This window comes from Noviherbaspirillum cavernae, assembly GCF_003590875.1.
GTDB classification, from domain to species: domain Bacteria; phylum Pseudomonadota; class Gammaproteobacteria; order Burkholderiales; family Burkholderiaceae_D; genus Noviherbaspirillum; species Noviherbaspirillum cavernae.
In genome coordinates, this window is record NZ_QYUN01000002.1 from 1,757,794 (window position 1) to 1,773,301 (window position 15,508).

General features: G+C 59.4%; 10 protein-coding genes. 6 read left to right on the forward strand and 4 right to left on the reverse strand.

Annotation, left to right across the window (positions count from 1 at the left end):
- Positions 1–71: 71 nt before the first annotated feature.
- The 3 genes from D3870_RS08215 (at position 72) to D3870_RS08225 (ending at position 6,617) form a co-directional block, all read left to right on the forward strand.
- Complete coding sequence (locus D3870_RS08215) at positions 72–1,586, forward strand: OmpA family protein (protein WP_158590409.1); 1,515 nt, start codon at positions 72–74, stop codon at positions 1,584–1,586.
- A 96-nt stretch (positions 1,587–1,682) separates the two neighbouring features.
- Positions 1,683–4,469, forward strand: a complete 2,787-nt coding sequence (locus tag D3870_RS08220) for a hypothetical protein (protein WP_119738180.1) — start codon at positions 1,683–1,685, stop codon at positions 4,467–4,469.
- An 87-nt stretch (positions 4,470–4,556) separates the two neighbouring features.
- Positions 4,557–6,617 carry a sensor histidine kinase gene (locus D3870_RS08225; RefSeq protein WP_119738182.1) on the forward strand — a complete coding sequence of 687 codons (2,061 nt, stop codon included), beginning with the start codon at positions 4,557–4,559 and terminating at the stop codon, positions 6,615–6,617.
- A 64-nt stretch (positions 6,618–6,681) separates the two neighbouring features.
- On the opposite strand, the gene D3870_RS22710 is transcribed toward D3870_RS08225, so the two are convergent.
- Positions 6,682–7,668, reverse strand: a complete 987-nt coding sequence (locus tag D3870_RS22710) for a class I SAM-dependent methyltransferase (protein WP_242490096.1) — start codon at positions 7,666–7,668, stop codon at positions 6,682–6,684.
- Here D3870_RS22710 and D3870_RS08235 point away from each other — a divergent pair.
- Positions 7,597–8,679, forward strand: coding sequence for a nucleotidyltransferase family protein (locus tag D3870_RS08235; RefSeq protein ID WP_242490051.1), 1,083 nt, complete (start codon positions 7,597–7,599; stop codon positions 8,677–8,679). The genes D3870_RS22710 and D3870_RS08235 overlap by 72 nt on opposite strands.
- A 55-nt stretch (positions 8,680–8,734) precedes the next feature.
- On the opposite strand, the gene D3870_RS08240 is transcribed toward D3870_RS08235, so the two are convergent.
- Positions 8,735–10,060 (reverse strand): hemolysin family protein, encoded by a 1,326-nt coding sequence (locus tag D3870_RS08240; RefSeq protein ID WP_119738186.1) that lies wholly within the window; start codon positions 10,058–10,060, stop codon positions 8,735–8,737.
- Positions 10,061–10,482: 422 nt separating this feature from the next.
- Here D3870_RS08240 and D3870_RS08245 point away from each other — a divergent pair, with 422 nt between their 5' ends.
- The gene (locus D3870_RS08245) at positions 10,483–10,749 is read left to right on the forward strand and encodes a hypothetical protein (RefSeq protein WP_119741846.1); all 267 of its coding nucleotides are present in this window, start codon (positions 10,483–10,485) and stop codon (positions 10,747–10,749) included.
- On the opposite strand, the gene fusA is transcribed toward D3870_RS08245, so the two are convergent.
- Positions 10,746–12,794: an elongation factor G gene (gene fusA, locus D3870_RS08250; protein ID WP_119738188.1), complete on the reverse strand. Its 2,049-nt coding sequence runs from the start codon at positions 12,792–12,794 to the stop codon at positions 10,746–10,748. The genes D3870_RS08245 and fusA overlap by 4 nt on opposite strands.
- A 263-nt stretch (positions 12,795–13,057) precedes the next feature.
- Here fusA and D3870_RS08255 point away from each other — a divergent pair, with 263 nt between their 5' ends.
- Positions 13,058–13,711 (forward strand): hypothetical protein, encoded by a 654-nt coding sequence (locus D3870_RS08255; RefSeq protein ID WP_147375743.1) that lies wholly within the window; start codon positions 13,058–13,060, stop codon positions 13,709–13,711.
- Between the two features lie 38 nt (positions 13,712–13,749).
- On the opposite strand, the gene D3870_RS08260 is transcribed toward D3870_RS08255, so the two are convergent.
- Positions 13,750–15,267 carry a glycine betaine ABC transporter substrate-binding protein gene (locus D3870_RS08260; protein ID WP_119738192.1) on the reverse strand — a complete coding sequence of 506 codons (1,518 nt, stop codon included), beginning with the start codon at positions 15,265–15,267 and terminating at the stop codon, positions 13,750–13,752.
- Positions 15,268–15,508 lie beyond the last annotated feature (241 nt).

Here is a 15,508-nt window from a genome sequence, read left to right on the forward strand (position 1 = left end):
TGAATATCCGTGCGCGGATTCGTGGGAATTTCCAGGCCAAGAGATTGGCAGTTCTGCTGAGTGCAGTGGGAATGACATGCCTGCCCCTCAGGGCGCAGGAAACCGGTAACACGCATGAGGATGCCGTCAACCTGCGCGGCAAGATGGTGGACCGCAGCCGCGTCGATGACGCGCATGTGTCGCCGAACAGCGAAAGGCAAGCGACCGAGTTTGCCAAGCTGACGCCGTCGGCGTTGACGCTCGCCGAACGCAAGACCATGCTGGAAGCGGTCGCGCCGGAAGGTGCCGCGCAACGCAGCGTCGTCATCGAGGATGAAATCAAGGGCAGTCATTTCGAGTCGGGCAAGGCAGTGCTGCTGCCGCGCACGATGGAAGTGCTGAACGGCTTGCTGAACAATCTGAAGGGCAAGCGCGATATCCGCATCCAGATCGTCGGTCATACCGACAGCCAGCGCATCGCGGCGAGCTTGCGTCCTGTCTATCCTGACAATCAGGCCTTGTCCGAGGCACGGGCACTGGCGGTCGCGGCGTTTCTGAAGCAGGGCTTGCAGATTCCGGCGGACGCCTTTTCCGTGAGCGGCAAGGGCGAGACGCAGCCGGTAGCCAGCAACGCGAATCCGGAGGGAATGGCAAAGAACCGGCGCGTCGAAATCCGTGTCTGGTTCAGCGAGGCGCCGGCCCAAGTCACGGTCACACGAGAAAAAGTCATCGACAACAATGCCTGCGTGACGAACCCGTCGGCAGCCGAGTTGCCGTTCTCCATCAGCATCGACGGCCAGCCGGTGCAACTCGATGCCAAGGCGCAGGAAGCCGACTTCCAGCGTTGCGTCGATGTCGCGCTGGAAAAGGCCGACATCCAGATCAAGTTCGATCCGTTGAATGTATCGCCGGCGTTGAACGTGTGGGTGGTGCCGAGCACCGCCGTGCGCGGCAAGCAAACCTATTTCGGTACTTATACCAATTACGCCTGGTGGCTGCGTCGCGCCGAGCTGCGCGTCTTTGCCAAGGGACAGAATGCACAGGAAACACCGTTCGCCGTCGTGCCGCTCGCGCCGGGCGCAGCGCTGCAATGGCAGGTGCCGGACGATGCGCCGACCGAACTGGTTTACCTGTTGCGTGTCTATGACGCCGATGGCCGTTTCGACGAGACGTTGCAGAAGCCGATGCGCTTGCTGGAACGCGCCGATGTACTGGTCGATGCGCAACGCGTGCAACGCGAAAAATTGTCCGGTTGGGGCGAATCCAGTCTGCACCTGAGGAACATTCCGGCACGCGGCGGTTCGGTCAGCATCAGCGGCGAAAAGATTCAACCGGGCCAGACCGTGACGGCGATGGGCATTGCAGTGCCGGTCGATGACAAGGGCAAGTTTGCCTTGCGCCAGATTCTTCCGCCGGGGCCGCATCAAGTGGATGTCGCGGTCAAGGATGCCAACGGCAAGGGCGCGAGCTTCCGCCGCAATCTGTCGATTGCCGATCAGGACTGGTTCTACGTCGCCGTCGCCGATCTGACGGTTGGCCGCGACAGCACGACCGGGCCGGCCCAACTGGTGACCAACGATACGCAGCACTACGACAACAAGACCTAGATCGATGGTCGGGGTGCGTTTTATCTCAAGGGAAAGATCAAGGGCGACGTCCTGCTGACCGCCAGCGCGGACACGCGCGAGCAGCCGTTCAAGGACTTGTTCAGCAACTTCAGCAGCAAGGACCCGAACTATCTGCTGCGGCGCATTGACCCGGACCGCTATTACCCCGTGTATGGCGACGACAGCACCATCGTCGATGACGCGCCGACGCAGGGCAAGTTCTACGTCAAGCTGGAAAAAGATAATTCCTACGTCATGTGGGGGAATTTCCAGACCGCATGGACCGGCACCGAACTGACGCAATACAGTCGCGGCCTGTATGGTGCCAACGTGCTGTGGAATGGCAAGGACGCGACGCGCTACGGCGAGAAGAGCAGCACCGTCAATGTGTTCGCGGCAGATCCGGGCACCTTGCAGTCGCGCGAGGAATTCCGCGGCACCGGCGGTTCGCTGTATTACCTGCATCACATGGACGTGACGGAAGGCTCCGAGCGCCTGTGGGTGGAAATCCGCGACAAGGATTCCGGCCTGGTGATTCAGCGCACACCGCTGACGCCGGCGCAGGATTACGACATCAATTATCTGCAAGGACGCGTGACCTTGCGCGCGCCGCTGCCTTCGGTGGCGGACGGCAGCACGCTGGTGCAGACGTCGAGCGCCAACGGCAATCCTGTCTACCTGATCACGACCTATGAATACGTGCCGGGTCTGACCGAAATCAGCGGGAACGCCATCGGTCTGCGCGCCAGCCACTGGTTCAACGACAACCTGCGTGTCGGCCTGAGCCTGTACCGGCAGGGAGAGAACGGACAGGACCAGAACCTGAAGGGCATCGACACCACCTTGCGCTACAAGCCGGGCACCTGGCTGAAAGCGGAAGTGGCGCGCTCCAGTGGCATTGGCACCACGACCTTGACCTCGCTCACCGGCGGCTACGATTTCACGCAGAGCCTGTTGAGCAACCAGACCGCCAATGCCAAGCGCGTCGATGCGACGGTCGATCTGGCCGATGTCAGCGACATGAAGGGCCGCATGTCTGCCTACTGGCAGCAGCGCGACGCAGGATTCTCGGGGCCGGGACTGGCATTGCCGAACGGCGAGGCGATGGAGCAAAAGGGATTGGCAGCGACTGTTCCGGTCAATGACAAGACCGATGTCACCGCCAAGCTCGATTATCGTGACGCCACCAGCCAGAGTGCGAACGCGGTGGAAGCGGCAGTACGCCGCAAGATCGATGCCGAATGGGGTGCATCAGTCGGTGTCCGGCGCGATGACCGTTCCAATGCGAATGTCAATGCGGCGGCCGGCGTGATCACCAATGCCAGCCCGATCCTGAGTCAGAACGGCACACGCAGCGATGTCATTGTCCGCGTCGATTATCGTCCGCTGGAAGAAGGCGAGGCCGAGAAGCTGGCGGCGATGCAAAAGACTGAGGGGGGCGAACCGGCTGCCGCTGCCGCCACCGCTTCGGTTGCAGCCGGCTTGCCAGGTAACGGACAGAACAATCCGACGTCCTCCTTGCTGCCATCGGCGAACTCGACCGACAGTATCGCGTCGCGCACCGTCAGCGATGCCACCTCGGCCGCTGGCGTCGCGGCGGCGCGCGTGCCCGGTTTGCAATACAAGTCCTGGGACACTTACGGCTTCGTGCAGGCAACCGTCGCGCGCTCCGGCGATCGCGGCGAAAACGACCGCGCCGGGGTCGGCGGAAGCTGGCAAGCCACCGAGCGCCTGCGTTTCGGCGCGGAAGGATCGGGCGGCAGCGGCGGCGTCGGCGGCCGCTTGAGTGGAAACTATCGGGTGGACGATCGCAGCACGGTCTATCTGACCTATGCGATGGAAACCGAAAGCCAGGACAGCAACTATGCCGGTCGCCAGGCCACTCTGGCCTCGGGGACGCATTATCGCTACAGCGATCAGATCGGCATGTTCGGCGAAACGCGCTGGTCCAACGGCGCCGGGCCCAAGAGCCTGACGCACGCATTCGGCGTCGATCTGGCGCCGGACAAGAACTGGACCTATGGCGTGAAGTATGAGACGGGCACCTTGTCCGATCCGGTCTCCGGCGACTTGAAGCGCGATGCGATCGGCCTGACCGCCGCATACCGCGACAAGGATTTCAAATACACGAGCGCGCTGGAGTTCCGCAATGACCGGACCAGTACGCTGGGCAATGTGGCCGGTACTTGCGTCACTTCGGACATCAACGGCAATTGCGCAGGTGTCGCCAGCGACAACAATCGCCGCACATGGCTGCTGAAGAATTCCGCGCAATACCAGCTTGACCCCGCATGGCGTTTGCTCGGCAAACTGAATCTTTCGCGCAGCAGCAACAGCCAGGGGGCGTTCTACGACGGCGACTATACGGAAACCGTGCTCGGCGCGGCCTATCGCCCGGTGAACAACGACCGCTGGAATACGCTGTTCAAATACACGTATTTCTACAACCTGCCGTCGCCCGGCCAGGTGGACAGCGTCACTGGCGGTGCGCTCGACTTCACGCAGAAGAGCCATGTGTTCAATATCGACACGACCTACGATGTCGTGCCGTGGCTGTCGGTGGGCGTCAAGTACGGTCTGCGCATGGGGCAGTTGCGCATGTCCAAGACCGAGGGTGAATGGTTCTCCAGCCGCGCAGACCTGTGGATCCTGCGCGCCGACCTGCACCTGGTGAAGGAGTGGGATGCCCTGATCGAAGCACGTCGACTGCGTGCGCAGGAAGCGAGCGATGTGCGTTCCGGCTATCTGGCCGGGATTTACCGGCACGTCAACAAGAACGTTAAAATCGGCGTCGGTTACAACTTCACCGATTTCTCCGACGACTTGACAGATTTGTCCTATCGCAGCCGAGGCTGGTTCCTCAATGCGCTGGCGACTTTCTGACGTCATGCAGGAGCGGCCGGTTTGTGCCACGGGCGACGGGAATAAGGATCCCGTCGCCATCCCGGTTGATCTTCCAATACCATCGTCATGAGCCTTGTTTCCCGTTATCTGTTGATGCTGTTGTTGTTCGTGTGCTGCGCCTGGGCGAGAGCGGAGCCGCTGGCATTGGATCATGAGAGGGAAGAATTGGCCGGGTACATGTCGGTGTTCATCGACAAGTCGGGCAAGATGGACTTCGAGGACGTCGCCGCTCCTTACAACAGCGAACGTTTTCGGCCCTTGAAGGGCGAGCTGAATGAAGGTATTACCGATGCCGCCATCTGGCTCAAATTCACCGTCCAACGGTCATCGCAGTATCCCGCCGAATGGTGGCTGGAAGTTCAGCCGGCACTGATCGAGCAGCTCAATCTGTATGTGCCGAATGCCGACGGCAGCTACACCATGCGACAGGCGGGCACGCACCTTCCATTCGCGAAGCGCGAAGTGGAATACCGGAACCCCGTTTTCAAGCTGCAGTTGCCGACCTCCGTCCCGCAAACGTATTACCTTCGGATCAAGACGGTTGCCCGGAGCTCCATGCACCTGACCTTCTGGCAACCGGAGGCATTTCTGTCCAAACTTGGCAGCGAGCAGCTTGTGTTGGGACTGTTTCTCGGGGTGTACGCCATGCTGGCGCTGGCCAGTTTCTGGTTCGAGCGTGCCTCGCGCGACGGAGTGTATAAATTCCTCGGTTTGTACGCACTCGGTTGTCTGTGGATGGTGCTGGCCGAAAGCGGCCTGATGTTTCAGTATTTGTTTCCCGGACATCCGCAATGGGCTCAACCGACATGGACTTTGTCGTTTCTTGTCGGCGGGCCGATGGCTATCGAATTTCTGTTCCGGTTCGTCGACATGCCGGAACGTTATCCTCGGCTGACCCGCTACTATTTGTGGGCAATCCGGATCTACGTGCTCGGGCTGATAAGCATGATCGGATTGGGCTTCCATGCCGAGGCGGCGGCCCAACGATGGATAGTGGGTGCAACGGTGATCGCGCCGCTGACCTTTGCGATCCTGTTCGTGCCGATTCTGAAAAGCCGCAATGAGATACGTTACGCACTTTTCGCGAGTAGCGCCGCGCTTTTCGCCGAGGTCGCGATTCGCGCCCTGTTGGAGATCGGTCATGTCGAGCGCAACATTCTCACCGAGAATGTCGGTTTTCTGGGCTCCATGACGTTCTGCCTGATCAGCTATTACGCGACCAGTCGCCGTTACTACACGATACGGCAAGCCAAGGAGCGGGCGCAAAGCGATTTGCTGGAGATGGCGCAGCGCACCGAGCAGGAGCTGGAACAGCAGGTGAGGGCAAGGACGGACGATCTGCTGGAGGCCATGAAAACAGTGGAGACGGCATTGTCGCGGGAACGCGCTGCGCATGAGGAGCAGCGCCAGTTCATCTCTACCGTGTCGCACGAGTTGCGCACGCCGCTGGCGGTGATTGATGCGACCACGCAGAACCTGACCCGCGATGCGCTGCAGGAAAACGGTCCGGCGAGGATGCTCGGCCGGCTGGAGAAAATCCAGCAGGCGACCGAGCGCCTATCCTCCTTGTTCGACAATTATCTCAGCAGCAATCGTCTGGACATCATGTCGCAGGGTGTCCATCCGCGGCAAACGCCCTTGCTTCCCTTGCTGGAGGATGCGATTCGCTCCGCACGTCCGCTGGCGAACAGACATCTATTCCTGCTCAAGAAAAAGCATTTGCCCGAAACAATCCATGCCGATCCGGATTTGATGCGCCTGGTCTTGCGCACGCTTGCCGACAACGCGGTCAAATATACGCCCGCAGGCTCGCTGATCACGCTTGAGGCGAAGACGACGGAAGACGGATGGGAGATCGAGGTAAGGGATAACGGTCCTGGCATTGCGCCACAGGAGCGCGGCATGATTTTCGATCGCTATTTTCGCGGCCGCGCATCGTCGGGCCATACAGGTACGGGCCTTGGATTGCCGCTTGCAAGACGATTGATACGAATGCATGGCGGCTCGCTGACGCTGGTCGATACCAATGGGGCGGGGGCCGTCTTCAGAATCTGGCTGCCTCGGAATCCTGCCATGGCTGCCGAACCGGCAGGCAGTGGCAATGGTCTTGTCGAAGCGGGAAGCTGATTCTCCTGCATGGATGTGAAATCCGGGAAGTCGCTTGCAGCATCATCACAGCCGGCGAGACAGATCATGTACCGAATTTTTCGGGAGTGGACATGACAGCAGCCTGGCTGCTATCGATGTTCTTCGTGATCATCAAAAAGAAATGGGCCTTGATTCCCCAGACGCGCTTGTGCCCGACATCATGCTGCGGCGCTCCAGGCAGTCTTGCGGCAAGGCGGTAAAGCTCGCCGGAGCCGAGCAGTCTTGGCATGCGTCTGACTAGCCAGCGGTTCTGCCATGCATGTGGCAGCCAATGGATGAGGGGCAACCCGGTGTGGAATTCCAGCGGGTGCCAGCGATTGGGCGTGGTGACGAATACGCCTTTGCGTGCGACGCGATGCAAGTCCTTGAGCAATGCATATTGCTGCGCTGCATTCTCCATCTTCTCGATGCTCCCATCGCAGCGAACCCAATCAAAGGTGTCGTCCGCAAAGGGCAGACGACCATCTGCGCTCAACTCCGCTGCACGAATGATGGGTGTGTCGAAAACGGAAGCGTGCATGTTATTGACGTCGAGAACGGTGTCCGACGCGACTTCGCCCTTGAAGGCGGCGAAGGCTGCCAGCAGCTTCTCGCGCTGTGCACTTGACAGGCGCTGACGAAACTCTTTGGTAACGGATGCGCGGGAATTGCCGGAATCGGTGTTTACGGTGTTTTTCACGGCATTGTTCCCATCGATGTTGACGTACGGCGAATCTTCCGCCTGAATGCACCAGCACATTTTGTCGAAAGACAAATCGCGATAGCGTTGTCTGCCATCACAAATGACCATGTTGCCGCACCTCAAACCGATTGAGCTTGCGCAATGAAGATCCTCCTGTATCGGCCTATTCTTGATTGCCAGCCGCCCCGGCCAATTTTCATAGGGAAATCGAAACACATGAAGGCAATGATTCTTGCAGCAGGCAAGGGCACGCGGGTTCGACCGCTCACGTATGATCTGCCCAAGCCCATGATCCCCATCCTCGGCAAGCCTGTGATGGCATATATCGTCGAGCACCTTGCGAAACACGGCGTGCGCGACATCATGGTCAATGTCAGTTACCTGCACGAGCGGATCGAGGACTATTTCGGAGAGGGCAGCCGGTTCGGCGTCAATATCGGTTACTCATTCGAAGGACATGTCGATGACGATGGCGAAGTGGTGCCAGAGGCGCTCGGTTCCGCCGGAGGCATGAAACGGATACAGGAATTCGGCAATTTCTTTGACGAGACGACCATCGTAGTGTGCGGCGATGCGCTGATCGATCTCGATCTCGATGCCGCTCTGCGGGAGCACAAGCGCAAGGGCGCATTGGCAAGCGTCGTCACGAAGGAGGTGCCGTGGGACAAGGTGTCCGATTACGGCGTCGTGGTGATGGGCGATGACGGTCGCGTACAACGCTTTCAGGAAAAACCGAGGCAAGAGGATGCCAAATCGAATTTCGCCAGCACCGGCATCTATATCTTCGAGCCGGCGGCAATCGATCTGATCCCCTCAGGACGGATATTCGACATCGGTTCGGAGCTGTTTCCGCTGATGGCCGAAAGAGGCTTGCCCTTCTATGCGCAAACGCGCCCCTTCAACTGGCTCGATATCGGTAGTGTGACCGACTACTGGAGCGTGTTGCAGAACATGCTGATGGGCGAAGTCGCGCAAATGGAAGTGCCGGGAACGCAGGCAAAGGAGGGTGTATGGGTCGGGCTGAACACGCGCATCGACTGGGAGGGAACGACGATCGAGGGGCCGGTGTACATCGGATCCGGCAGCCACATCGAGGCCGGCAGCAAAATCGTCGGACCCGCCTGGATCGGTCATGGCAGCCATATCTGTGCGGGAGCGGAGATAACGCGAAGCATCCTCTTCGAGTACACGCGCGTGCTGCGCAATGCCCGGCTCGATGAAACGATCGTCTGCAAGAATTATTTCGTGAATCGAGCGGGCGAAATGCGCCGTCTTGCCGAGGCTGACGATGCCGGGCTCATCGACGCGCGTGATCGGCGACATGAACGACGCGACAAGGAGGGCCGCCAGACGGCATAGGCGGTTTGCGCGAGAGCGTCATGTCGGCGCTCCCGGCTTCCGGTTATGCGTCGGGTCAGTTGGCTTGCTCTTTTCCCGTCGCTTCGGCATCGGATTCCGCACGATGAATCAGCAGGCGGTCGATCCGGTTCCGATCCATATCGACGACTTCGATGCGATAGCCTTCCCATTCAAAATATTCGGCGACGACGGGAATATGACCCAATGTCGCCATCACGAATCCGGCGAGCGTGTGGTAGCTGCCGGTGGCTTCCTCGGGAAAGCGTACATTGGTGTCAAGCAATTCACGGAAGCGGTCGAGGGAAATGCCGGCGTCGATCAGCCACGATCCGTCTTCGCGTTGTACCGCATCTTCTTCATGATGCTCGTCGATGACGGCGACATCGCCCACCAGCGCGCCGAGGACATCGCTCAGGGTGACGATGCCTTCAATCTCGCCGTACTCATCGATGATGAGGGCCAGTTCGGCGCGGTTTTTCTTCAGTGTTTCCAGCAATTGCATGGCGCTGATTGTTTCCGGCACAAACAGCGGCGGCCTGATGGCACTGGCGATATTGACCTGCTGGCCGCGAATCATCTGTTCGAACAGGCTGCCGGCATGAACCACGCCGATAACATGCGATACATCACCGGCATAGACCGGGAAACGGTTATAGGAGCTGTCCGCGATCTTCAGCAGGTTGACGTCCAGCGGATCGTCCAGGTTGATGAAGTGCACGTCCATGCGCGGCGTCATCAACGCCACAACCGGCTGATCATCCAGGCGCAGGGCGCGTGACACGATGTCATGCTCGGTCTTTTCGAACAGGCCCGCATCCGTTCCTTCTCGCAGCAGGCCGGTAATGTCGTCTTCGGTGACGGTGTCTTCCTTCTTGCTTTCGAGGCCGAGCAACTTGAGCACGAAGTCGGTGGCGTAAGTCAGGATCCTGACGAAGGGGCCCATCATGCGCGACAGCCATTGCATCGGCGCGGCAATCAGGGACGCGATCGATTCGGGATACTGCATCGCGATGCGCTTGGGGACCAGTTCACCGAATATCAGGGAAGCGAAGGTGATGCCGAGCACGACCACAGCCAGCGCGACTTCGCGCGCGTAGTCACCGATCACGGGCAGGGTTTCCATTTGCGGGGCCAGCTTGGCGACCAGCGATGCCTCACCGAATGCACCGTTGAAAATGCCGATGACTGTGATGCCGACCTGGATTGTGGAGAGAAATCGGCTCGGGCTTTCTGCAAGCTCGATTGCGGCCTTGGCGCCGCGGCTGCCGTTTTCGGATAACTTTTGCAGCCGAATCCGTTTGGCTGAAACGACAGCGATTTCGGACATGGCAAAAATGCCATTAATGAGAATCAACCCGAGAATTATTAATATGTCTACCATTGCAGAACCGTGCGATTGCCCGCCGATCCCAGTTGTTGAGGAAACAGCATTGTACGCGCAACAGAGCGGCGTTCAGAAGATCGCGCTTGCATCGATATCGAGACCGACTTCGTCGCGGCATCCATGGACTTATTGCTGTGCCAACAAGGGCAAGCTGCACCGCCACACATTGGGGACGCATCCATGATTGACCTCAATGATCGTGTGGATGCGCGTGGTAGGATTTTTTCGGACACTTGCCTTCTGGAGTGGTAAAAATGACACCAGCTTTCGCCCACAAGGCCCCGGACCCCGCGCCGGACGACCGGCCGCCGCCGGTTCCGAATCCCGAGCCGGAGGATGAGCCTGTGCCGGATCGCGATCCGGTATAAATCGATCTGCGGCAGTTGTCATTTTGCATGTCGGACCGATTGGAGGCCGTGATGCGATCCGAATACATCGGCGAATACGAAATTGAATATGCCGGTATCCAATTGCCGGAAAGCGAACATTGGGGCGCATTTGTGGCGATCTACGGACCGTCGCCCAATCCGATGCACAGAAACAGCGTCTTCCCGGAACAGCGAGTCAACGTCGATGTCGTGTTTTCGTCGGAGGTAGAAGCCGAAGCCGAGGCGCACAGGATCGCGATTTCCATGGTGGAGCAAAGCCACTACCATCCGGACGGAGGGTTGGGGACACACGGCTAATCGTCCGGCGCAACCTTGTGTTGGCTGACCATGCGCTGCTGCACAGCGGGCGGTACCAGATCGTAGTGACTGAATTCCAGCGTGTAACTTCCCCGGCCGCCGGTGGCCGAATGCAGGCGCGATTGATAGCCGTTCAATTCCGATAGCGGCACCTGGCCGGCGATGACGACGTTGGCGTCCTGCACCGTGTTCATGCCGCTGACCTGGCCGCGCTTGCCGGACAGATCACCGATGATGTCCCCCATGCTTTCTTCCGGCGTCACAACCTCGATGTTGACGATCGGCTCCAGCACGATCGGGCGCGCCTTCATGATGGCGTCGATGAAGGCCTTGCGACCTGCGGTCGAGAACGCAATTTCCTTGGAATCGACCGGATGGCTCTTGCCGTCGTAGACGGTGACGCGCACGTCCTGCATCGGGAAGCCCGCCAGCGGTCCGGCTTCCAGCACCTGACGTACGCCTTTTTCCACTGCAGGAATGAACTGGTAGGGGATTGCGCCGCCTTTCACTGCGTCGATGAATTCGAAGCCTTCACCGCGCGGCAATGCCTCGATGCGCAGGAACACTTCACCGAACTGGCCCGCGCCGCCGGTCTGCTTCTTGTGCCGATAGTGGCCTTCCGCCTTGCCCGCGATGGTTTCGCGATAGGCGATCTTCGGCGGATGGGTGCCGATATCCATCTTGTACATCTCGGTCATGCGCTCGATGGCGCAGCGCAGGTGCAATTCGCCGAGTCCGAGCAGGACGGTCTGGTTGGTGTCGATCAGATGCTCGACCTTGAGGCAGGGATCTTCGGCAGTCAGCTTTTGCAGGATTTCCCACATGCGCTGTTCGTCGCCGCGCCGTTTGGCTTCGATCGCGAGACCGTAGATCGGCGCGGGGAAGGGCAGCGGCTTCAGATGGATATGGTCGTCCTCGGCCGCATCATGCAGCACCGCATCGAATTCGATATCTTCCACTTTTGCCACCGCGCAGATGTCGCCCGGACCGGCTTGCTGGATTTCAACCTGTTCCTTGCCTTGCAGCAGAAAGAGATGCGCGACCTTGAATGGTTTTCGGCCATCGCCGATGTACAGCAGGCTGTCACGCATGACCGTGCCTTGATGAATGCGGAATACACCCAGTTTCCCGACATATGGGTCCACCGTCACCTTGAACACGTGCGCCAATACGTGCTTCGCCGGATCGGGCAGCGCGCGGATTTCGGCGTGGCCGTCTGGAGCATTAGCGTCATCGCGGTAGAACATAGGCGGATTGCCTTCCGTCGGATTCGGCATCAGCTTGACGAACACATCGAGCAATTCCTGGATGCCGATGCCATTGCGAGCCGATACAAAGCAGATCGGCACCAAATGGTTTTCGCGCAAGGCTTGTTCAAACGGTGCGTGCAACTGCTCCGGCGCGATTTCTCCCTGTTCCAAATACAGCGCCATTAGTTCGGGATCCACTTCCACCACCTGATCGACCAGTGCGCGATGTGCCGCCTCGACCGAGGAAAAATCCGATTCTCCGCCCGGATTGAAAAAGCAATCGACGACCTTCGTGCCGCCTGCCGCCGGCAGGTTGATCGGCAGGCATTCCTTGCCGAAGGCTTCCTGAATGCGTGCGACAAGTCCCGGCAGGTCGATGTTGTCCGCATCGATCTTGTTCACGATGATCATGCGGCACAACTGACGTTGCTGTGCAAGCTGCATCATGCGCGTGGTGATCATCTCGATGCCGGTCTGCGCATTGATCACGATGGCCGCGCTCTCCACGGCTGGCAAGGCACCGATCGCCTGGCCCATGAAGTCGGGATAGCCGGGCGTGTCGATCAGGTGAACCCGCGTGTCGCGGTGGTCGAGATGGAGGACGGCGGAGTAGAGAGAGTGCTGATATTTTCGTTCCAGCGGATCGTAGTCGGAAACGGTCGAGCCGCGTTCGAGACTGCCGGAGTTGCCAATCATTCCCGCGCCATGCAGGAGCGCCTCGGCAAGCGCCGTCTTGCCGCTGTTGGTATGTCCCAGCATGGCAATGGTACGGATGGCTTCGGTACTGTAGGACATCGGCCGCTCCTCCCGATAGCGATTGCATCGCATTCAATCGTCTGACTGATTATCGTACAGCGATGGCGCGCTTACAAACTGACATGAAACAAAATTGCGGATCGGATGCCCTAATACTCTGCAGACATCAGAATGCATTGCAGACAGGCTGTCGGATCGCGGCACTGTTGACTGCTTTCAACTGATGGGGCGCATTGACTTGATGCAATATTGCGTCGTCGCCAATGCCTCGGAACTGTTTCAAGGAGGGAAGTGTGGGTTTCATGAGTACCTTGTTAGGCAGACGCAAAGCCGTCGTCGAGCACCGGACCGTCGATGGAGGCCATCCGGCGCCTTATCCCGATATGACCGACGAACAGCTGTACAACTATGAAATGACATTCAACGTTCCAAAGCGGACGTTCGATCAACCGCCCGTTTCCGCGCATCATGCTCGCGAGGAGCCGACTTGGCAGGCCGAATTCGATGCGAACCTGGAGTCTTTCGACATCGCGTCAATCACCGCGCAGGCGGGAAGGAAGCGGACGATGCAGCGACAACCCGAAGTGCGGCCTGTCGAACGAGAAGCGAGCGGCACGCCGCTCGATCTGACAAAACCTGTGCGCACGATCACCACCAGGCATCCGGTCGATATCATCACGACGCGCGCTCGGCATCCGATATACAAGGTCCACGGCTACATCGGCGACGACGATGTGGTAACCGTGTTTACGCTGGATGGACGGCTGTCGGAAAACAGCGAAGTGTTTCTGGAAAACGTGCCCGAGCCGCTTCAGCTGCATCTGAACATCTATCCCAATCGGGATCCGCATCAGGCGCAGCGGTACGTGCTGACCCAGCACGATACGCGCGAGGAAGCCGATGCCAGCGCGACGCCGGGGCGCATCGCCTGCGTCTGTGTGCAACTGGACGCATGACGCGAGATTCTGGCGGCAGCCTGGATGGATCCGGCAAGTCATCGCGTGCGGCGGCGCAGGTAAATGCGCTCGCCGAGCTCAAACACGAATTGCGTTGCGAGCGCCAGTGCGGCGGCGGGAATCGCACCGGCCAGCAGCATGTCGTTGTCGTTCAGCGCCAGCCCTATGGCGATGCGTTCGCCATAGCCGCCGGCACCGATGAAGGCGGCGATGGTGGCGGTGCCGACGCTCATCACGGCGGCGGTCTTTACGCCCGCCAGGATGACAGGCAATGCCAATGGAAGGTCGATATGCAGCAGCCGGTCTTTCCGCTCGAGCCCGAGTGCCAGCGCGGCCAGTCGCAATCCCTGCGGCACCTGCTCAAGTCCGGTGCAGGTATTGCGCACCACCGGCAGCAAGGCGTATAGAAACAGTGCAAGCATCGCGGGAACCGTGCCGATCATTCCGAGAACGGGGATCAGCATCGCCAGTAGCGCGAGCGAAGGAACGGTCTGCAGCACGCCGACAACCGCCATCACGATATGCCTTGCCTTCGGCGCAAATGCAGCGACGATTCCCATCGGGACGCCGGCCAGCACGGCTAGCGATACCGACAGCAGCACGAGCCAGACGTGCTGCCGCGTCAATCTCCACATATCGCCGTCATGCAGCTTGTCACGCAGTCCGGATCGTTTCGCTGCCCTCGATTCGCCGCGCGTCAGGAATGCATGCGCAATTGCAGTAAAGCTCTGGCCATCAAGCTCCGCAGCGGCGTTCATTGCAATCATGTCGTTTGCCGAGATGCGTCCCTGCAATTGCTGCAATGCCTGCCATGCCTGCGGAAAGCGGGTCTCGACATCGAGGCGATACAGAAGCACGGCATCGTAGCGAGGGAAATAATTCAAATCGTCCGTCAGCACACGCAAACCGAGTTTGTTGATCTTCGCGTCCGTTGAATAGATGTCGATGATGTCCACCTGGCCGCTGGTCAGTGCCTCGTAGGCAAGACCATGATCCAATGCGAGCGGCTTCTGTGCGAGCGCATAGCGCTGCGCCAGTCCCGGCCAGCCGTCGAGGCGACCGATGAATTCGTGCGACAGACCGAGTCGCAGCGAAGGATGATGTGCAAGGTCGCCGAGCGTGCGGATCGATTGCCGCTCGCCATCGGCGGCGCGCATGGCGAGCGCGTAGGTGTTATTGAAGCCGAGCGGCACGGCAACGCCGAGCCCGATACCGGCCAGTTTCCGCTTGAGATCGTCGATTGACAGCGGTTCGGAGTGCTTCAGTATTTCGCGCGCGATTGTTCCCGTGTATTCGGGATACACATCGATGCTGCCGGCCTTGAGCGCTTCGAAGACGATGGCGGTATTGCCCAAACCCTGCTTGTGCACTGCGTTCGCATGCGGCGTTGCTGCCTGTGCCACGATCTCGCCCAGGATATAGGACTCCGTGAAGCGCTTCGACCCTACCCGCAAGGTATCGGCTGCCTGTGCGCTGCCGAAATCCGGCATGACGATCAATGCCAGGAGCGCACAGCCCAGTGAGGTGATGAAGAGCGGAATCCGGTTGAGTGTCATGTCAGGAATCCGGCAACGCGCCGTGGAATGCAATTGTCATTTACTCATCGTACATCCGATGCAACGGGATTCGAAAGCGGCTGCAAGCGGGTGCACTTTTGCCGATTTCCCTATGTTAAGATTTTCAGCGTGTTTTTCTCTCGCCTGCAATAAACAGAACATACGATCATGCGCAGGCGTCGGCATTGCCGACTTTCCGGCAATCAAGAAATGAGAAAGTCGCGCAATATCCGGCTCCACA